The following is a 19,027-nucleotide window of genomic DNA, read 5'->3' as shown; positions in this document are numbered from 1 at the left end:
GGAGAGAGAAGCCCGATGCGTGACACGGCCGCAGGCCCACGCCTATTGCTGAGACGGCTTCGCGAGCTCATGGCGGAAGCTCTCGAGCCGCAGGCCAGGCTTGACCGCATCGTGCACCACATCGCCCAGAACATGGTCGCCGAGGTCTGCTCTCTTTACGTGCTGCGGGCCGATTCGGTTCTCGAGCTGTACGCCACCGAGGGCCTGAACCCGGGATCGGTCCATCTGGCGCAGCTTCGCCTCGGGCAGGGCCTCGTCGGCACCATTGCCGCGAGCGCGCGGCCGCTCAACCTGCCGGAAGCACAGAAGCATCCAGCCTTTGCCTATCTGCCGGAGACCGGGGAGGAGATCTACAATTCCTTCCTGGGCGTGCCGGTTCTGCGCGCAGGGCGCACGCTCGGCGTGCTGGTGGTGCAGAACCGGACGATGCGCCAATATCGCGAGGACGAGGTCGAGGCGCTGGAAACCACCGCCATGGTGATCGCCGAGATGATCGCTACCGGCGACCTGTCGCGGCTGACCCGGCCGGGCCTCGAACTCGACCTGTCGCGACCGGTCACCATCAACGGCATGTCCTTCAACGAAGGGGTCGGCCTCGGCCACGTCGTGCTGCACGAACCGCGCATCGTCGTCACCAACCTCTTCAACGAGGATAGCGACGAGGAACTGCGGCGTCTGGAAACCGCGCTCGGCTCGCTGCGCCTGTCCATAGACGACATGCTGTCGCGCCGCGAGGTGGCTTTCGAGGGCGAGCACCGCGAGGTGCTGGAAGCCTATCGCATGTTCGCCAACGATCGCGGCTGGGTGCGCCGGCTGGAAGAGGCGATCCGCAACGGCCTGACGGCGGAAGCCGCGGTCGAGAAGGTGCAGAGCGACATGCGCGCGCGCATGCTGCACATGACCGATCCCTATCTGCGCGAGCGGATGAGCGACTTCGACGATCTCGCGAACCGCCTGCTGCGCATGCTGCTGGGCCACGGCCCGGAGGCGATGGCCAACGCGCTGCCGCGCGATGCGATCGTGGTGGCACGCACCATGGGAGCAGCCGAACTGCTCGACTATCCGCGCGAGAAGCTGCGTGGCCTGGTGCTCGAGGACGGGGCGGTCACCAGCCATGTCGTCATCGTTGCCCGTGCCATGGGTATTCCCGTCACCGGCCAGATGAAGGGCGCCGTCTCCATGTCGGAGAATGGCGACGCGATCATCGTCGATGGAGATGATGGCGTCATCCATCTGCGGCCGCAGTCTGACGTCGAGGCGGCCTATGCGGAGAAGGTCAGGTTCCGCGCCCGCCGGCAGGAGCTCTACCGCGAACTGCGCGGCAAGCCTTCAGTGACGAAGGACGGCGTGCAGATCGACCTGATGATGAATGCTGGCCTTGCCGTCGACCTGCCGCAACTGTCGGATTCAGGCGCGGCCGGCATCGGCCTGTTCCGCACCGAGCTGCAGTTCATGGTGGCGTCCACATTCCCGCGCGCCGAGGCGCAGGAGCGGCTCTATCGCGATGTTCTCGAGGCTGCGGACGGCAAGCCGGTGACTTTCCGCACCATCGACATCGGCGGCGACAAGGTGCTGCCCTATTTCAAGGGCGTTGGCCAGGAGGAGAACCCTGCGCTCGGATGGCGCGCGGTGCGCCTGACGCTCGACCGCCCCGGGCTGCTGCGCACCCAGATGCGCGCGCTGCTGAAAGCTGCCGGCGGACGCGAGCTGCGCGTGATGCTGCCGATGGTGACCGAGATTTCCGAGATCAGGCAGGCGCGGGAGATCATCGACAGGGAAGTGCGGCACCTGTCGCGCTTCGCCCATCATCTGCCCACCAAGCTCAAGCTCGGCGCGATGATCGAGGTGCCGTCGCTGATGTGGCAGCTCGAGGAGCTGATGAGCGTCGTCGATTTCGTCTCGGTCGGCTCCAACGACCTGTTCCAGTTCGTCACGGCCACCGACCGTGGCAACACCCAGCTTGCCGGCAGGTTCGAGCCGATTTCGGTTCCGTTCCTGCGCCTGCTGCGCCAGATTGCCGAAGCCGGCAACAGGACCGGTACGTCGGTGACGCTGTGCGGCGAGCTTGCGGGGCGGCCGATTTCGGCGATGGCGCTGCTTGGCGCCGGCTACCGTTCGATCTCCATGTCTCCGGCGGCGATCGGTCCGGTGAAGGCGATGCTGATCGAACTGCCGCTCGAGCGTTTGACCCGACTGATGAACGAGACGCTCGACGCTCATTCCAGCGAGGCGGACGTGCGAGCCATGCTGCACGCCTTCGCGGCCGAGCACGACATTCCTCTTTGACGAGTACCTATATGATCGAACTGCCGCGCGACCGGATGGACCAGGTCCTGAAACGCTTTGAGATGCTCGAAGCGCAGATGGCCGCCGGGCCGGATCCGGATGCCTATGTGAAGATGGCGTCGGAATATTCCGACCTTGAAGAGATGGCGCAGAAGATCAGGGCGCTGCGCGCGGCGGAAGCCGAATTTGCCGATCTCGAGGCGATGCTGTCGGACAAGTCGACCGATGCCGAGATGCGCGAACTCGCCGAAGCCGAGCAGCCCGAGATCGAGGCGCGGATCGAGGCGCTGCAAAAGGAGATCCAGATCCTGCTGCTGCCGAAGGACGCGGCAGACGACAAGAGCGCGATCCTGGAAATCCGCGCCGGCACGGGTGGCGACGAGGCGGCGCTGTTTGCCGGCGATCTCTACCGCATGTACGAGCGCTACGCCGCTTCGCGCGGCTGGCGGTTCGAGCTGGTTTCGGCGAGCGAGGGCGAGGTGGGTGGCTTCAAGGAAGCGATCGCCACCGTTTCGGGCAAGGGCGTGTTCGCGCACCTGAAGTTCGAATCCGGCGTTCATCGTGTGCAGCGCGTGCCGGAAACCGAAGGCGGCGGGCGCATCCATACGTCCGCGGCGACGGTCGCGGTGCTGCCGGAGGCCGAGGACGTCGACATCGACATTCGCAACGAGGACATCCGCATTGACACGATGCGTGCCTCGGGGGCCGGCGGGCAGCACGTCAACACCACGGATTCGGCAGTGCGCATCACCCATATCCCGACCGGCATCATGGTGGTTTCGGCGGAGAAATCGCAGCACCAGAACCGGGCACGCGCCATGCAGATCCTGCGGGCGAGGCTCTACGACATGGAGCGCGAGAAGGCGGCGGGCGAACGGTCCGAGGCGCGCCGGCTTCAGGTCGGCTCGGGCGACCGCTCGGAGCGTATCCGCACCTACAATTTCCCGCAGGGCCGCGTCACCGATCACCGCATCAACCTCACGCTCTACAAGCTGGACCGGGTGATGGAGGGCGAGCTCGACGAAATCGTCGACGCGCTAATCGCCGACCACCAGTCTAGGCTCCTTTCGGAGATGGGGCAGGATTGACTGGCATGACGACGCTCGGTCCGCTGCTGCGGCATCTCCGGACGTCTCTGGAACAGGCGGGCAAGCCCGAGGCCGCGCTAGACGCCCGCGTGCTGGTCGAGCATTTCACCGGCACCAGCCGGGCAGATGCGATCACCGATCCCCAGCGGCCCGTGTCCGAGGAACACGCCGAAGCCGTGCTGGCGGCACTGGCGCGGCGGATTGGTGGCGAACCGGTTCACCGCATCATCGGCGCGCGCGAATTCTACGGCATGCGGCTGACGCTTTCTCCGGGCACGCTGGAGCCGCGACCGGATACCGAGACGCTGGTGGACCTCGCACTGTCCTTCGTGCGTGCGGCGGCCGACCGGCACGGCACCTGCCGAATACTCGACCTCGGCACGGGCACCGGCGCGATCGCGCTGGCGCTTCTGTCGCAGGAGCCCCGTGCGCAGGCGGTCGGTGCGGATATTTCCGAGGATGCGCTTGCAACCGCCGCAATCAATGCCGATATGACCGGCAACACCGGACGTTTCCAGGCGGTGCGCTCGCACTGGTTCAGCGAGATCGAGGGGCGGTTTCACATCATCGTCTCAAATCCGCCTTACATAACGTCCAATGATATAGTGTCGCTGGAGCGCGAGGTGCGGGACCATGATCCGCTTGCCGCGCTTGATGGAGGGCCGGATGGCCTGGCGGCATATCGCGTGATCGCCGCGGGTGCGGCTCAATATCTGGAAGAGGGCGGCATTGCCGCTGTCGAGATCGGGCATGACCAGAGCGAGGCGGTTGGCGGAATTTTCGCGGCTGCGGGGTTCCGTTCAGCGGGCCGTGCGCGAGACCTCGCCGGTGTGGTGCGAGCCCTTGCGTTCAGCCGTTAGAGCCGGAATGGCGCAGTGCAGAAAACGCTTGGCAAGGATGGATATTGCGGATAGTTTCCGGCTACCGGATGAGACGAAGCAGGCAGTGCTGTTATCGATTCGGTTCCCAGGGAACAAGCTGCCTTCTTGCGTGAACGACGCCTCAAGCTTCGTGCGGGGATCGTCCGGCAACTGACATGGATCGGGACAGGGATCGACGTGGCGACGGCGCGAACCTAGCGGCTGATCGCCAACACCAAACCTGAAGACGGCGGCCTGGACCGCCTCTCCGGAACGGACAGCATTCTCAACAGAAGAGAGAAGAATGAGGCCACAGCAGAACAGGCGCATGCGCGGACGCGGGGGGAACGGCAACAATCCCAACCGGAAAGGTCCCAATCCGCTGACCCGCAGCTATGAGAGCAACGGGCCGGACGTGAAGATCAGGGGCTCCGCGCAGCAGATCGCCGAAAAGTACACCACGCTGGCGCGTGATGCGCAGAGCGCAGGCGACCGGGTGATCGCGGAAAACTATCTGCAGCACGCCGAGCACTACAACCGCATCATCATGGCTGCGCAGGAAAACATGCCGCAGCAGCAGGTGCGCAACCACCGCGACGAGGATGACGAGGACGAGGAGGGCAACGGCTCTTCCGCCAACGAGCAGCCCACGCAGCCGCATCAGCACAACCAGCAACAGAATCACAACCAGAACCGCAACAACGGCTCCGGCCCGCAGCCGGTGATCGACGGCGTGCCGGCCGAGGTCGCGTTGAATCAGAGCGGTGGTTCGCAGGCTCCTGCCGAAGCCGCGCCGGAAGGCGAGACCAAGGCCGAAGAAGCACCGGCCGAAGCCGCGCCGCGCAAGCCGCGCCGGCCGCGCCGCCCCCGCGTGAAAGCCGGCGAAGAAGCCGCGCCTGATGGTGACCAGCCTTCGGGCAGCGACGAACCGGTCACTGAAGCCGCGCAGTAGGCGCGTTCCGATGACGAATTATGAGACGGCGGGCTTGTCCCGCCGTTTTTCGTTTGCGACCCCGCGTTGCGATCTTGAGGTTATGGGAAAACATACCCATATCCGCCAAAGCTGGACCTGCCGTACCGGTCTTTTGACTTTGGTCATTGTACCTGGGGGTCCGTCACCTGAATACTGACCCGGTGCCGCGAAGCGGGCCGGCGAGGGAATGGAGACGCTTATGAACATCGAGAAATACTCCGAGCGCGTTCGGGGCTTCATCCAGTCTGCCCAGACGATGGCCCTTTCGCGCAGCCACCAGCAGTTTACGCCCGAGCACATTCTCAAAGTCCTCATCGATGATGAGGAAGGCCTGGCAGCCTCGCTGATCGAGAGCGCCGGCGGGCGCCCCCGCGACGCCAGGCTCGGCGTCGACGCCGCGCTCGAGGCTATGCCGAAGGTCGAGGGCGGCAACGGCCAGCTCTATCTTGCCCAGCCGCTTGCGAAGGTGTTTTCCACCGCCGAAGAGCTCGCCAAGAAGGCCGGCGACAGCTTTGTCACGGTCGAGCGCCTGCTTCAGGCTCTGGCGATGGAAAAATCTGCCAAGACAGCCGACATTCTCGCCAAAGCCGGCGTGACGCCAACCGCGCTCAACCAGGCTATCAATGATGTCCGCAAGGGGCGTACGGCCGATTCGGCATCCGCCGAGCAGGCTTATGACGCATTGAAGAAATACGCCCGTGACCTGACGGCCGACGCGCGCGCCGGCAAGCTCGACCCGGTCATCGGCCGCGACGACGAGATACGCCGCACGATCCAGGTTCTGTCGAGGCGCACCAAGAACAACCCGGTTCTGATCGGCGAGCCCGGCGTCGGCAAGACGGCGATCGCCGAAGGCCTTGCGCTGCGCATCGTCAATGGCGACGTCCCCGAATCGCTGAAGGAAAAGCAGTTGATGGCGCTCGACCTGGGCGCGCTGATCGCAGGCGCGAAATATCGCGGCGAGTTCGAGGAGCGGCTGAAGGCGGTCCTCAACGAGGTGACGGCCGCCAACGGCAACATCATCCTGTTCATCGACGAGATGCACACGCTGGTCGGCGCCGGCAAGGCCGACGGCGCCATGGACGCCTCCAACCTGCTCAAGCCGGCGCTGGCGCGTGGCGAGCTGCACTGCGTCGGCGCGACCACGCTCGACGAGTACCGCAAGCATGTCGAGAAGGATGCCGCGCTTGCACGCCGCTTCCAGCCCGTCTTCGTCGACGAGCCGACGGTCGAGGACACGGTGTCGATCCTGCGCGGGCTGAAAGAGAAGTACGAGCAGCACCATAAGGTGCGCGTATCCGATTCCGCGCTGGTTTCTGCGGCGACCCTCTCCAACCGCTACATCACCGACCGGTTCCTGCCCGACAAGGCTATCGACCTCGTCGACGAAGCGGCCTCGCGGCTGCGTATGCAGGTCGATTCGAAGCCGGAAGAGCTCGATGAGCTCGATCGCCGCATCATGCAGCTCAAGATCGAACGCGAGGCGCTGAAGGTCGAGAAGGACGAAGCGTCGAAGGACCGGCTTGTCCGCCTCGAGAAGGAACTGACCGACATCGAGGAGCAGTCGACCTCGCTGACGGCGAAGTGGCAGGCCGAGAAGGAAAAGCTCGGTCTGGCGGCCGACCTCAAGAAGCAGCTCGACGATGCGCGCAACGAACTGGCGAGCGCCCAGCGCCAGGGCGATTTCGCCAGGGCGGGCGAGCTTGCCTATGGCCGGATCCCGGACCTCGAGAAGAAGCTGGTGAAAGCCGAATCGGCCGAGGCGCAGGGCTCGATGGTCGAGGAGACCGTCACGCCTGCGCATATCGCGCATATCGTGTCGCGCTGGACCGGCATTCCGGTCGACAAGATGCTCGAGGGCGAGCGCGAGAAGCTGCTGCGCATGGAAGACGAGCTCGCAAAGCGCGTCGTCGGCCAGGGCGAGGCGGTGCAGGCGGTGTCCAAGGCGGTGCGCCGGGCGCGCGCGGGCCTGCAGGACCCCAACCGGCCGATCGGCTCGTTCATGTTCCTCGGGCCCACCGGCGTCGGCAAGACCGAGCTCACCAAGGCTCTCGCGAATTTCCTGTTCGACGATGAGAGCGCGATGGTTCGCATCGACATGTCGGAGTTCATGGAGAAGCACTCGGTCGCCCGGCTGATCGGCGCGCCTCCCGGCTATGTCGGCTACGAGGAGGGCGGTGCGCTGACCGAAGCCGTGCGCCGCAGGCCTTATCAGGTCGTGCTGTTCGACGAGATCGAGAAGGCGCATCCGGATGTCTTCAACGTGCTGCTGCAGGTGCTCGATGACGGCCGCCTGACCGACGGGCAGGGCCGCACGGTCGATTTCCGCAACACGCTGATCATCATGACGTCGAATCTGGGCGCCGAATTCCTGGTCTCGCTGGGTGAGAACGAGGATGTCGACAAGGTCCGCGACGAAGTCATGGGTGTGGTGCGGGCATCGTTCCGGCCCGAGTTCCTCAACCGCGTGGACGAGGTGATCCTGTTCCACCGGCTGCGCCGCCAGGACATGGGGCAGATCGTGGCGATCCAGCTCAAGCGGCTGGAGGCGCTGCTGGCCGACCGCAAGATCGAGCTCGACCTCGACGCCGACGCGATCGAGTGGCTTGCCAACAAGGGTTACGACCCCGCCTACGGCGCCCGCCCGCTCAAGCGCGTGATCCAGAAGGAGCTCCAGGACCCGCTGGCCGAGAAGATCCTGCTGGGCGAGATCCTCGACGGCTCGGCCGTCAAGATCACGGCCGGTTCCGATCGGCTCAACTTCCGCTCCAGGCCGCGCGCCGTTGAAGACGCAGAGGCGGCGTAAGCAACGCCAATTCGAAACCAGAAAGGGCCGGTCAGATGACCGGCCCTCTTCTCGTCTGGGCTTCGCGATTGCGCGCGGGGATTGATCTGCGGGACATCACCAATCGGTTGTGGTCGTGCGCGGTTCAGCATTGAACTCTTCAACGAGAAAGTCGAGGAACACACGGATCTTCGGGGCGACGTGCTGTCGTGACGGGTAGATCGCGTAGAGGGTGGTCTCCACGGTCTGCCACTCGTCCAGCGCCGTCTGCAGGCGGCCCGCTGCAATATCCGCTTCGACATAGGGGCGGGGTATCAGGCTCAGCCCGAAGCCGGCGCGCAGCGCGTCGCGCACGGCCAGGCTCGACGTCACCGAATAGCGGCTGTCGACGGAAACGCGCTCTGCCTTTCCGTTGCTGGTGAACTCCCACACATCGGCATGGCCGGAGAGACTGAACCGGATGCAGCTATGCGCGCGCAGATCGGCCGGCGTGGCCGGCACTCCGCGCTCGGCGAAATAGGAAGGTGCGGCGCAGACGACATGGGGCATGACACCGAGCTTTCGCGCGATCAGGCTCGAATCCTCGAGATTGTCGCTGCCGCGAATCGCCATGTCGAACCCGTCCCGGACAAGATCGACCCGCCTGTCATCCAGGTGCAGGTCGAGCTTCAGGTCGGGATAACGGGACAAGAAACCGGGAATGGCGGTCGAAAGCCGGGTCAGCGTCACGGTCATCGGCGCGCTCACCCGCAACGTGCCGCCCGGCTCCGACTTGATCGGACAAAGCGCCCGGTCGGCTTCGGCCAGCGCGTCGAGCGTGCGAACGACATGTTCGAGATAGATCCTGCCTTCCTCGGTCAGCGCCATGCGGCGCGTCGTCCGGTTGATGAGCCGCGCGCCAATACGCGCCTCCAGTTCGGCTATGTTCTTGCTGACGGCAGGCGCGGAAAGGCCGAGGCTCCTGCCTGCTTGCGAAAAGCTGTTCAGCTCCGCCACCTGACGGAACACTTGCATGGCTGTGAGCCGGTCCATCTGATATTTGCCTGAACGTGAATTATATGTTGCGATATGCGATTATTATCATTCCTGGGTGAATTGAATAGGTGTTGTCCAGATAACCCATTGCCTGGAGACACCATGACCCATCCGACAATCGCCCTGATCGAGAAACGCGTATCGGCAAACCTCTTCGACGAGACCCACACGCTTTCGGACCGGGAAATCGAAGAGCTCATCCGGCTCGCAACGCGGGCGCCGTCCGCCTACAACCTTCAGAATTGGCGCTTCATCGCCGTGCGGACGCCTCAGAGCAAGGCGCGGCTCCGCGCGCTGGCTTATGGTCAGGCCAAGGTGGAGCAGGCCGCGGTGACCTTCATCGTCTGCGGCACGCTGCCGGACCATGCTGCGGTGCCCGTCCGTCTGCGTCCGTTCGTGGAGGCCGGTTTCATGCCGTCGGACATGGCGTCCGGTTGGCTCGAGGGTGCACGCGGCCAGTATGCCGATCCGCAGATGGCGCGCGACGAGGCGGTGCGCTCGGCAACACTGGGCGCTGCCACGCTGATCTATGCAGCCGAAGCACTGGACCTCGCCTCGGGCCCGATGGTCGGCTTCGACGCCGGCGGTGTTGCGCGCGCCTTCGACCTCGCGGTCGATGAGGTGCCCGTCATGCTGGTTGCCGTGGGGCGTGCCGCACCCGGCAACTGGCCGCAGAAGCCGAGGCGCCCGCTCGCCGAAGTCCTGGAAATCTCATGAAAACGCTCGGCTCCGACCTGCTTCTGACCGCGATCACCCCGATCGTCTGGGGCAGCACCTATATTGTCACCTCGCAGTTCCTGCCGGAGTTCTCGCCGATGACGGTCGCGATGCTGCGCGCCCTGCCGGCCGGTCTGCTGCTGCTTCTCATCGTGCGCCGGCTGCCGGAAGGCATCTGGTGGGCGCGCGCCTTTCTGCTTGGCGCGCTCAACATATCGGTGTTTCTCAGCTTGCTGTTCGTTGCAGCCTACCGGTTGCCGGGCGGTGTGGCCGCGACGGTCCTGTCCGTGCAGCCGCTGATCGTCATCTTCGTTGCAAGGCTGCTGCTCGGCAGTCCGATTCGCGCGCTGGCGGTTCTGGCGGCGGGGGCCGGCGTGGCTGGCGTGGCCCTGCTCGTGCTGTCGCCCGGTGCGGCGCTCGACCCGCTGGGTGTGGCTGCTGGGCTGGCCGGCGGCCTCTCCATGGCATTCGGCACGGTGCTCAGCCGCAAGTGGCAGCCGCCGGTTTCGCCGCTCGCGTTCACTGGCTGGCAATTGACGGCCGGCGGGCTGCTGCTCGTTCCCGTGGTTCTGGCCTTCGAGCCGCCGATGCCCTTGCCGACGCCCTCCAACCTGCTGGCGCTTGGCTGGCTGGGGCTGATCGGCGCGGCGCTGACCTATGTGCTGTGGTTTCGCGGCATTGCCCGGCTACCGTCGGCCGTCGTGTCGTCGCTGCTGTTCCTCAGTCCGCTGACCGCCGTGGTGCTCGGATGGCTGTTCCTGGGACAGGCGCTGAGCGTGCCCCAGATAGCCGGCTTCGTCCTCGTCATCGGCAGCATCTGGCTGGTCCAGCGGGCCGAACGCATCACGCCGCCGTCGTCACGCATTGCGGAAAAGGCTGCATGAAGCCGGCACCTGAAAAGACGAAGCCCCCGCGGATGGCGGGGGCCTTTTCCGTGGGCTTAGGCTTCAGGCTCTGCCGGCGATGCCGGTGTTGCCGGCGAGGCGCGAGGTCGCGCCGGCGGCCTGTTCGCAGAGTTCGAGATGCTTCGCCAGCGCCTCGTTCGACAGCACCGCGCTGATCGTGGTGATGTCGCGCCCCTGATACCTGGGCATCTGCTGGACTTCCTTCAGTCTTTCGAGAAGTGCTAGCCGGGTCATGATGGCCCTCCTTTGCTGATGTGACAGGGGTTGCGGCGGCCGGTCAGGCCGCTTTCTTGCGCGTGCCCTTGCCTGCCTCGAACGGTATCTCGATGTCGACGGCAAGAGTGGAGACCTGGGCGCCACGCTCCATCTTCACGCTGACCTTCTCGTCGTCGATCTTCATGTGCTTGGAGATCACGGCGAGGATTTCGTCGCGCAGCTTGTTGACGAGGTCGGAGCCGCCGGTCGATGCGCGCTCGTGGGCGAGCAGCACCTGCAGGCGCTCGCGCGCTGCCGGCGCCGACTCCGCTGAACGGGAAAAGAAACGAAGCAGGTTCATGCCGCCTTCCTTCCGAAAATCTTGCCGAAGAAGCCCCGCTTCTCGCCCGGAACGGTAATCGGCAGCGCATCACCCTTGAGCCTGCGTGCCGCCTCGAAATAGGCCCGCGCCGGCGCGCTGGCGCCGTCTGCGAGGGTGACCGGCGAGCCGAGGTTGGAGGCGCGCAGCACGTCCATGCTCTCCGGCACGATGCCCAGCAGCGGGATCGACAGAATTTCGAGGACGTCGTCGACCTTGAGCATGTCGCCGCGCTCGGCGCGTGCCGGCTCGTAGCGGGTTAGAAGCAGGTGCTTGTCCATGCGCTCGCCCTTTTCCGCCTTCACGGTCTTGGAATCGAGCAGGCCGATGATGCGATCCGAATCGCGCACGGAGGAGACTTCCGGATTGGTCACGACGATGGCGATGTCGGCATGGCGCATGGCCAGCGTCGCGCCGCTCTCGATGCCGGCGGGGCTGTCGCAGATCACCCAGTCGAAGGCGGTCTTCAGCGCCGCGATGACCTTCTCGACACCCTCGGGCGTCAGGTTGTCCTTGTCGCGCGTCTGGGAGGCCGGCAGCAGGTAGAGCGTTTCGACACGTTTGTCGCGGATCAGCGCCTGGGTGAGCTTGGCCTCCCCCTGGATCACGTTGACGAGGTCATAGACCACGCGCCGCTCGGCGCCCATGACGAGATCGAGATTGCGCAGGCCCACATCGAAGTCCACGACCACGACCTTGTCGCCGTTCTGCGCAAGCGCGGCGCCTAGCGCGGCGGTGGAGGTCGTCTTGCCGACGCCGCCCTTGCCCGATGTGACCACGATTACCTTGCCCATTGACCTCTCCTGTTCTTCTGGGACGCGCCCCGGCTCAGCCGAGAATTCCGGTATTGACCTTTTCGCCGTCGAGCCAGATCTGCACGGCCCGCCCGCGCAGGTCCGGCTCCATGTCCTCGGCCGTCTTATAGAAGCCGTCGATGGCGATCAGCTCGGCTTCGAGCTTGCTGCAGAAAATGCGCGCCGCACCGTCACCGCGGGTGCCGGCCATGGCCCGTCCGCGCAGTGTGCCGTAGACGTGGATCGAACCGCCGGCGACGACTTCCGCGCCGGATGCGACCGAGCCCACGATCGTCACGTCGCCTTCGGGAAAGAAGATCGACTGGCCCGAACGGACCGGCTCGGTCACCACGATCGACGGCACGACGTTTCCGCTCAATGGCTGTACGGGCGCCGCTTCCAGCGGAGCCGCAGCTTCCTCAACCTCGTCACCGTCCGGTTCCTCGAAGTCCGAGGCAGGCCGACCGTCGGTCATGGCAGGCGGCATGTCCGATCCGAGCATGGACGGGCGCGCGCCCTCGATGCCCATGATGCGCACGTTGCGCTTGCCGAGTTCCTCGATCAGCTCGCGCAGCTCAGCCCGATTCGTGTCGAGCCCGTCGACGTCGAGCACCACGGGCCGGCGCAGGAAGAAACCTGCGGAGCGGGCAGCGAGATCGTCGAGCCGTGCGAGCCAGTCCTCGAAGGGCAGCTCCGGGGTCAGCGCGAGGGCAAGGAAGGACCGCCCCTTGAGGCGGATAGGCCTGGGTTGAGTTAACACGTTGGTCATCTTGGTAAATTTTCGGTTGACCCGATCTACCGAAAAAATGGTTAACAAGTGGTAAACGCGACCGCTCCCAGTGAGGAGCGGCGGAAAATGTGATCGGCTGTAATATGGCCGGTTCGCCGCGTGATTACCGACCTTCTGGAATCGTCTTGGGCGTCTGGAATGCCCACGCAAAGAAGGTCTCGTCGGAAAGGCTTCTGAGAAGGGCGGCAATCAGGGCTGTTGCCGCCACAGCGAAAGCCAGCCTGCCGAACAGGACACTGCTCATGTCGGCGCCCAGCGCCATGACCACTAGCGTGTCCTCGATGATGCTGTGGGCAAAGCCCATGAAAACGCAGGACAGAAAAACCTGGCGCGGCGGTACTGCGCCCGACCGCGCCTCGCGAATCAACAGACCGCCTCCATAGGAAATTCCGAGAAACAGGCCGACCGCGGTGAAGTGCCCGGCTTCCTCACGTATGCCGGCCAGCCGCAGCAGGGGCGCGAGCCCCTTCATCATGAGTTTCAGGATGCCGGTGACGCGCAGGATCTCCAGGCCCCACGACAGGACCAGCAGGATGACGAGCATGGTGATCATCATCTCGAGCAGGCCGACAAAGAAGCCGGGCCAATCCTGTGCTGCGCTCATCGGAATCAGGGTTGGATTCACCGGTGCCGAAAGCCAGCCGGTGGCTGCAAACAGACGATGAAGGACAAATGCGTAGAGCACGCCGCCCGCGATGCGGAGCAGGGTGGTCGCGATCATGCCGGGACCGGCCTTCTGGATGATCTTCTGCTCGATCGGCAGACCATGCGCGAACAGAAGCAGTGCGGAGAAGATGGTCACATCCGCCACGCTCAACGACGACACCGGAATAAGCGTGAAGACCAGGGGAATGGCGCCCCATATGCCGACCAGCATTCCGCTGAGCCATGCCAACCCCAGTTCCGGCGGCAAACCGACGATTGCCATCACCGGTGCGAATGCGGGTGCAACGGCCTCGACGACACCCATGCGCGACAGGACTTCCGCGGCGATCGTGATCGGAACCATGATCCGCGCGAGCACCCAATAGATTTCGAGGGTTTCGCGCGTTTTGCGCAGAGCGGTGGTTAAGACGGGCATTCGAGAGGCTCCTGTTGCCTTTGCCCTGAACTGCTAGCGGAATCGGTTTCGCATTTGTGGTCAAAGATTGCGTTTGTGTGCAATTTTATTGCACTCTTTGTTCATCAAGGAACCTGCGCATGGACCGGATCGACAAAAAGCTTCTGAACCTTCTGCAACGTGACGCCTCGAGGACAAATGTGGACATGGCCGAAGAGGTCGGTCTGTCCCCGTCCAGTTGCCTGCGCAGGCTTCGGCGGCTTCGCAAGACGGGCGTCATCGACCGCATCGTGGCTATCCTGAGCCCCGCCAGGACCGGCCGCGTGCTAAAGGCTCTGGTCACGGTCGAACTCAAGCTTCATGGCGAGCAACACATGCGCCGCTTTCTCGACCTCGCGACGGCCGAGGAAGCCGTATCGCAGGCCTATGCGGTGACAGGCGAGACAGATGTCGTGCTGATGCTGCGCCTGCGCGACATGGACGAGTATGACGCGCTTTGCGACAGGCTCTTCCGTGACAAGACAAACGTGGCCCGCTTCTTCACCATGGTGGTAATCCGCACAGCCAAGGACGAGACCGCTATTCAACTTTAGAGACGGCTTGGATCGTGACACTCGACGACTACAATGAATTCTGCGCATCGCTGCCGCACACCACGCATGTGGTGCAGTGGGGCGGCGCCCATGTTTGGAAGGTTGCCGGCAAGGTCTTTGCGATTGCCGGCTGGAGCGACGACGGTACGCTCGGCGTGACCTTCAAGGTTTCAGAGGTGGGGTTCGACATCTTGCGCGAGCAGCCCGGTTTGCGGCCGGCACCTTATCTTGCCTCGCGCGGCATGACATGGATCCAGCGCCTTGGCGACGAATCGATGGATGATACGGCCCTTGTCGACTATCTGCGCGAGAGCCACAGGCTGATCGCGTCGAAGTTGTCGCTGAAGCAGCGGCGAATGCTCGGTTTCGACTGATTATCGGTCCCGATGTGCCATGCGATCGCCATCTTCATGTCCCGTTCATGTCGCATCGTCGAAGGATATAAGCCTGATTGCGGGTATGCGGGACAAAAGGGAATGAACGGCAGACTTCTTTCATTGGCGGCGGTGATGGTTCTTGGGCTATCGGCGGAAGCGGCGGCGCAGGCCCGCGAAGTCGAGATCTTTTACGATCGCTACGGCCGCGAGGTGATGCTGGATCCTTATACCGGCGAGGTGCTCGGCGTGCGTGAGCCACGGGATTCGCTCCCTCGCTACGAGGACGAGCCAGTCTACCGGCCGCGTTATGATGATGAACCGGTTTATCGGCCGCGTTATGATGATTATCCGCGACGCGATCCCTATGATGCGCGCGCGCGCCGCGAGGAGCGGATGCGGGAGCTGGGCCGCGAGCCTTTCCCCTCGGTGGACCCTCTGCCGGAATATCGAGACTATCGCGCACTGCCCGCGCCGGACGATCGCGAAAGTGAATTCGCGCGCGAGCAACCGGGCTACGGCCAACCCCGGCCCGGCGTACTCGAGCGCGAGCAGGTTGAGCGCGCCCCGCTCGACCGGTCGCCATCGATTGTCACCGTTCCCGATTCGCAGCAGCCGGGCACGACCATCGAAGGGCCGCCGCAGCAGGGAACGATTCCCGACGTGACGGAGCAGCCCGAGATCGCGCGTTCAGGCGCCACGGAAGAGATCGCCAAGATTCAGGTGCTTCTCGACCGGGTTGGGGCGTCGCCCGGTGTGATCGACGGCCGCATCGGCGACAACGTCAACAAGGCGATCGCCGCCTATCGCGAGCTGACGGGAGAAACGCTTCGCACCTACGATGTCGATTATGTCGAAGCGCAGCTTCAGGCGACCGGCGGCGATGCTTTCACCACTTATGAGATCACGTCTGTTGACGTGGCCGGCCCGTTCGTCGCGTCGATCCCAACCGACTACGCCGAGAAGGCGCAGATGGAGCGCATGGGCTTCGTCTCGGTGGCCGAGATGCTGGCCGAGCGTTTCCACATGGACGAGAAATATCTGCGTGCGCTCAATCCCGGTGTCGCGTTCGACCGACCCGGAACGATCATCAAGGTCGTCAACACCGGCAAGCTTCGCACCGGCACGGTCACTCGTATCATCGCCGACAAGGGCAAACGTCAGGTGCGGGCCTATGGCGAGGATGGCAGCTTGATCGCCATCTACCCCTCGACGATCGGCTCCGCAGCGACGCCGTCGCCCACCGGCACGCATTCGGTGGAGCGGATCGCGACCGATCCCGAATATACCTACAATCCCAAGATCAACTTCCAGCAGGGCAACAACACGAGCGTCCTGAGGATTCCGCCCGGGCCGAACGGGCCGGTGGGCACGATCTGGATCGCGCTGTCGAAGCCGACCTACGGGATCCATGGCACGCCGGACCCTTCCAAGATCGGCAAGACCGAATCGAACGGCTGCATCCGCCTGACCAACTGGGACGCGCAGGAACTGGCGAAGATGGTCAAGGTCGGCGCGAGCGTCGAATTCGTGGAGTAGGTTAGTCGCGGGTGCCGTGTTTGGCGTCGCCCGAACGATTGTCGAGCCCAGCCAACTCGATTAGCAATGGGCGATGCAGTCACCCTGCGAAGCCGGAAGCGCGCCCGCCCCACAATCCGTTCCGCACACCAACGGAACGTTTTGCCCGCAGTCGCGCCGGCGGTATGTGCTCATCTCGGCTATCCTTGCTTCTGCACTGGGTTTCATCGACGGTTCCGTCGTCTCCATCGCCCTGCCGGCTATCCGCGCCGATCTTGGCGCCTCGCTTGTCGATGCGCAGTGGATTTCCAACGCTTATGCGTTGACGCTATCTGCCCTGATTCTCGTCGGGGGCGCCGCCGGTGACCGGTTCGGCATGCGTCGCGCATTCATCGCCGGCATCAGCTTCTTCATCGCGACGTCGCTGCTGTGCGCCTTCGCGCCCAACGCGCCGTTTCTGATCGGCGCGCGAGCCTTGCAAGGCGTCGGAGCGGCGCTGATGGTGCCGGGTAGCCTCGCCATTATCGCCAAGGCCTATCCGAAGGCGGAACGTGGCCGTGCAATCGGCATCTGGGCTGCCGCCTCGGCACTGACGACCGCGCTTGGACCGGTGGTCGGCGGGATGGTGCTTTCGGCGTTCGACGATTCGGTCTGGCGCGCGATCTTCGCGGTGAACCTGCCGTTGGGCGGGCTGGCCATCTTTCTGTTGATCGCAAAGGTCCCAGACGATTCGCCGACCGAAAAGCGTAAGCTCGACATTGGCGGCGCCGCGCTGGCGACGGTGGCGCTCGGCAGTCTCGCTTATGGACTGACCTCCGGAGCAAGCGGAGCCGGTCCGGTTGCGTTCATCGCAGCGGGCCTTTTCGCTCTGGCGGTCTTCCTGTGGTGGGAGGCGAGGGCGGAGGCGCCGATGATGAAGCTTTCGCTGTTTTCCATTGCCGCCTTTTCCGGCGCCAACGCCGCCACCTTCTGCCTGTATTTCGCCCTGTCGGGGATCCTGTTTTTCCTGCCGATGCTGCTGATTGCGGGGTGGGGTGTCGACGAGGCGCAGACTGGCTTCATCTTCCTGCCGCTCTCCGCAGCGATTGCGCTGCTTTCAGGCTTCGTCGGCAGGCTGGCCGACCGGATCGGCCCGCGCGTGCCCATTGCCGGCGGCAGCCTGGTCGTGGCGCTGGCGTTTGCCGGCCTTGCCTTGCTGGTCGGTTCAGGCATCCGACACTTCTGGACCGGGGTCTTTCCATTGATGGTTCTGATGGGGCTTGGCATGGCGCTGGTTGTCTCGCCGCTGTCGAGCGCGGTGATGACCGCGGTTGAAGACGACGATACGGGCGCTGCTTCCGGCATCAACAATGCGGTCTCGCGGATCGCAGGCCTGGTGGCCGTCGCGGTACTGGGCGTCGTCGTTGCGGGACGGTATGCAGCGGTGCTCGGCGGAACGCCGGATATGCCGGGCTTCGGCGAGCCGGGCAACCTGCCTGGTGATGCCGAGGCGTTGAGGATTGCCGCAAGCGATGCGGCATTCGCGGCGGTCGCATGGGTTACGGCGGCCCTCAGCCTTGCGGCGGCGTTGATCGCCTGGGCGACGACGCCGGGAGCGGGCGACACGGCGCAGGCCAACGATATTTATGAAAAGGTTGCGGCGTAAGACCCGGAATGGCGCGGCCATCAGCCGCCGTTGTTGTCTGCGCTCGCCATCTTCAGCGCGGGTGTTTCCTGCTCTTTTAGCAGGTCGTCGATACGTTCGCGCTCCTGCAGGAACACTTCCAGCTCCTCGCCCTTGAGGGCGCGCTCGACGGGCAGGCGCACACGCATCGGGTCGACCTTGGTGCCGTTGACCATCAATTCGTAGTGCAGATGGTTGCCGCTGGAGAGACCTGTGGAACCGACATAGCCGATGACCTGGCCCTGACGAACCCGCGCACCCTCGACCACGCCCTCGGCGATCGCGCTCTGATGGCTGTAAGACGTCTTGTAACCGTTGGCGTGACGAATCACGGTCTGCCGCCCGTAGCCGCCGGTCCAGCCGGCCTGCTCTACCAAGCCGTTGCCCGACGCGATGATCGGCGTGCCGCGCGGTGCAGCCCAGTCGACACCGGTATGCATGCGCGTGTAGCCGAGAATCGGGTGGCGGCGACCGCCAAAGCCCGAGGTGAAGCGGCCGTTGGGGACGGGGTTGCGGAGCAGGAACTGGCGGGCGCTGCGGCCTTCCTCGTCGAAATAGTCGACGACGCCGTCCTCCATTTGGAAACGATAGAAGGTGCGGGTGTGTCCACCGAAGGTCGCCTGCACGTAAAGCAGTTGCGAATCTTCGGTTGCCTGGTCTTCGGTGTCGGGCTGGGAGAAGAAGACCTCGATCTCGTCGGCCGGATTCAGCTTGGCCTGGAAATCGACGTCGGATGCGAGGAGCTGGATGAGCTGGCGCGTCATCGGCCTCGACATGCCGTAGGAGAATGCCGCGCGATAGATGCCGTCATATACGGTCGGCAGGTCGCCACGCGGGCGGATCACCGCCGGCTCAAGATCGAATGCAGCCAGCACCGCCGGGTTGGGTTCCGGTTCGCTGCCCTTCACATATTGCCGTTTGTCGTTCAGCGCGATGGTCAGGATATGGCGGCGGCCATCATAGAGGCTTGCACGAACGATCCGGCTCAGGTCCTCACGCGTTTCGATGCCGA

General features: G+C 64.5%; 18 protein-coding genes (1 of these 18 cut by a window edge). 11 read left to right on the top strand and 7 right to left on the bottom strand.

Features of this window, described 5'->3' with window-relative positions; all coding sequences use genetic code 11:
* Nucleotides 1-15: 15 nt before the first annotated feature.
* The 5 genes from ptsP to clpB all read left to right on the top strand — a co-directional run bounded on the left by ptsP (nucleotide 16) and on the right by clpB (nucleotide 8,013).
* Nucleotides 16-2,286: a phosphoenolpyruvate--protein phosphotransferase gene (gene ptsP / locus ACVJNE_RS04505; protein ID WP_379014372.1), complete on the top strand. Its 2,271-nt coding sequence runs from the start codon at nucleotides 16-18 to the stop codon at nucleotides 2,284-2,286.
* Nucleotides 2,287-2,297: 11 nt separating this feature from the next.
* Complete coding sequence (gene prfA, locus ACVJNE_RS04500) at nucleotides 2,298-3,374, top strand: peptide chain release factor 1 (protein ID WP_499563377.1); 1,077 nt, start codon at nucleotides 2,298-2,300, stop codon at nucleotides 3,372-3,374.
* A gap of 5 nt (nucleotides 3,375-3,379) precedes the next feature.
* Nucleotides 3,380-4,234, top strand: a complete 855-nt coding sequence (gene prmC / locus ACVJNE_RS04495; RefSeq protein WP_499563375.1) for a peptide chain release factor N(5)-glutamine methyltransferase — start codon at nucleotides 3,380-3,382, stop codon at nucleotides 4,232-4,234.
* Nucleotides 4,235-4,538: 304 nt separating this feature from the next.
* Nucleotides 4,539-5,186: a DUF4167 domain-containing protein gene (locus ACVJNE_RS04490; RefSeq protein WP_499563373.1), complete on the top strand. Its 648-nt coding sequence runs from the start codon at nucleotides 4,539-4,541 to the stop codon at nucleotides 5,184-5,186.
* Between the two features lie 220 nt (nucleotides 5,187-5,406).
* Entirely contained in the window at nucleotides 5,407-8,013 is a 2,607-nt protein-coding gene (gene clpB / locus ACVJNE_RS04485; RefSeq protein WP_499563371.1) for an ATP-dependent chaperone ClpB, read from the top strand.
* 96 nt (nucleotides 8,014-8,109) lie between these two features.
* Here clpB and ACVJNE_RS04480 read toward each other — a convergent pair whose 3' ends face one another.
* On the bottom strand, nucleotides 8,110-9,024 hold the full coding sequence (locus tag ACVJNE_RS04480; RefSeq protein WP_499563369.1) for a LysR family transcriptional regulator: 915 nt from the start codon (nucleotides 9,022-9,024) through the stop codon (nucleotides 8,110-8,112).
* A 105-nt stretch (nucleotides 9,025-9,129) separates the two neighbouring features.
* On the opposite strand from ACVJNE_RS04480, the gene ACVJNE_RS04475 reads away from it, so the two are divergent.
* Both ACVJNE_RS04475 and ACVJNE_RS04470 read left to right on the top strand, forming a co-directional pair.
* Entirely contained in the window at nucleotides 9,130-9,744 is a 615-nt protein-coding gene (locus tag ACVJNE_RS04475) for a nitroreductase family protein (protein WP_499563367.1), read from the top strand.
* Nucleotides 9,741-10,628, top strand: a complete 888-nt coding sequence (locus ACVJNE_RS04470) for an EamA family transporter (RefSeq protein ID WP_499563365.1) — start codon at nucleotides 9,741-9,743, stop codon at nucleotides 10,626-10,628. The genes ACVJNE_RS04475 and ACVJNE_RS04470 overlap by 4 nt, the downstream gene beginning before the upstream one ends.
* Nucleotides 10,629-10,691: 63 nt before the next feature.
* Here the strand turns inward: ACVJNE_RS04470 and ACVJNE_RS04465 are convergent, their stop codons facing one another.
* From ACVJNE_RS04465 to ACVJNE_RS04445, 5 genes are all read right to left on the bottom strand, one after another.
* Nucleotides 10,692-10,883, bottom strand: coding sequence for a hypothetical protein (locus ACVJNE_RS04465; RefSeq protein ID WP_173189667.1), 192 nt, complete (start codon nucleotides 10,881-10,883; stop codon nucleotides 10,692-10,694).
* Between the two features lie 43 nt (nucleotides 10,884-10,926).
* Nucleotides 10,927-11,205 carry a cell division topological specificity factor MinE gene (gene minE, locus ACVJNE_RS04460; RefSeq protein WP_499563363.1) on the bottom strand — a complete coding sequence of 93 codons (279 nt, stop codon included), beginning with the start codon at nucleotides 11,203-11,205 and terminating at the stop codon, nucleotides 10,927-10,929.
* Nucleotides 11,202-12,017, bottom strand: a complete 816-nt coding sequence (gene minD, locus ACVJNE_RS04455; RefSeq protein WP_499563361.1) for a septum site-determining protein MinD — start codon at nucleotides 12,015-12,017, stop codon at nucleotides 11,202-11,204. The genes minE and minD overlap by 4 nt, the downstream gene beginning before the upstream one ends.
* Nucleotides 12,018-12,051: 34 nt before the next feature.
* A complete protein-coding gene (gene minC, locus ACVJNE_RS04450) occupies nucleotides 12,052-12,786 on the bottom strand; it encodes a septum site-determining protein MinC (RefSeq protein WP_368803833.1) in 735 nt (244 codons plus the stop codon).
* Between the two features lie 124 nt (nucleotides 12,787-12,910).
* Nucleotides 12,911-13,888, bottom strand: coding sequence for a nucleoside recognition domain-containing protein (locus tag ACVJNE_RS04445; RefSeq protein WP_499563359.1), 978 nt, complete (start codon nucleotides 13,886-13,888; stop codon nucleotides 12,911-12,913).
* A gap of 119 nt (nucleotides 13,889-14,007) precedes the next feature.
* Between ACVJNE_RS04445 and ACVJNE_RS04440 the strand changes: the two genes are divergently transcribed.
* The 4 genes from ACVJNE_RS04440 (at nucleotide 14,008) to ACVJNE_RS04425 (ending at nucleotide 17,997) form a co-directional block, all read left to right on the top strand.
* Nucleotides 14,008-14,460: an Lrp/AsnC family transcriptional regulator gene (locus tag ACVJNE_RS04440; RefSeq protein ID WP_499563358.1), complete on the top strand. Its 453-nt coding sequence runs from the start codon at nucleotides 14,008-14,010 to the stop codon at nucleotides 14,458-14,460.
* Nucleotides 14,461-14,474: 14 nt separating this feature from the next.
* Entirely contained in the window at nucleotides 14,475-14,834 is a 360-nt protein-coding gene (locus tag ACVJNE_RS04435; RefSeq protein WP_499563356.1) for an MmcQ/YjbR family DNA-binding protein, read from the top strand.
* Nucleotides 14,835-14,936: 102 nt separating this feature from the next.
* Nucleotides 14,937-16,373 carry a L,D-transpeptidase gene (locus ACVJNE_RS04430; RefSeq protein WP_499563354.1) on the top strand — a complete coding sequence of 479 codons (1,437 nt, stop codon included), beginning with the start codon at nucleotides 14,937-14,939 and terminating at the stop codon, nucleotides 16,371-16,373.
* 73 nt (nucleotides 16,374-16,446) lie between these two features.
* The gene (locus ACVJNE_RS04425) at nucleotides 16,447-17,997 is read left to right on the top strand and encodes an MFS transporter (protein ID WP_499563352.1); all 1,551 of its coding nucleotides are present in this window, start codon (nucleotides 16,447-16,449) and stop codon (nucleotides 17,995-17,997) included.
* Nucleotides 17,998-18,017: 20 nt separating this feature from the next.
* Here ACVJNE_RS04425 and ACVJNE_RS04420 read toward each other — a convergent pair whose 3' ends face one another.
* A protein-coding gene (locus tag ACVJNE_RS04420; RefSeq protein WP_499563350.1) for a M23 family metallopeptidase crosses the window boundary here: on the bottom strand, nucleotides 18,018-19,027 show its 3' portion. Its footprint extends 952 nt past the window's final position; 1,010 of the gene's 1,962 nt are visible here — the last part of the coding sequence; the start codon falls outside the window, past its right edge — the gene reads right to left on this strand; it ends in the stop codon at nucleotides 18,018-18,020.

This window comes from Mesorhizobium sp. DxT (assembly GCF_058448885.1).
This window is presented reverse-complemented; position numbering and strand designations above follow the sequence as displayed.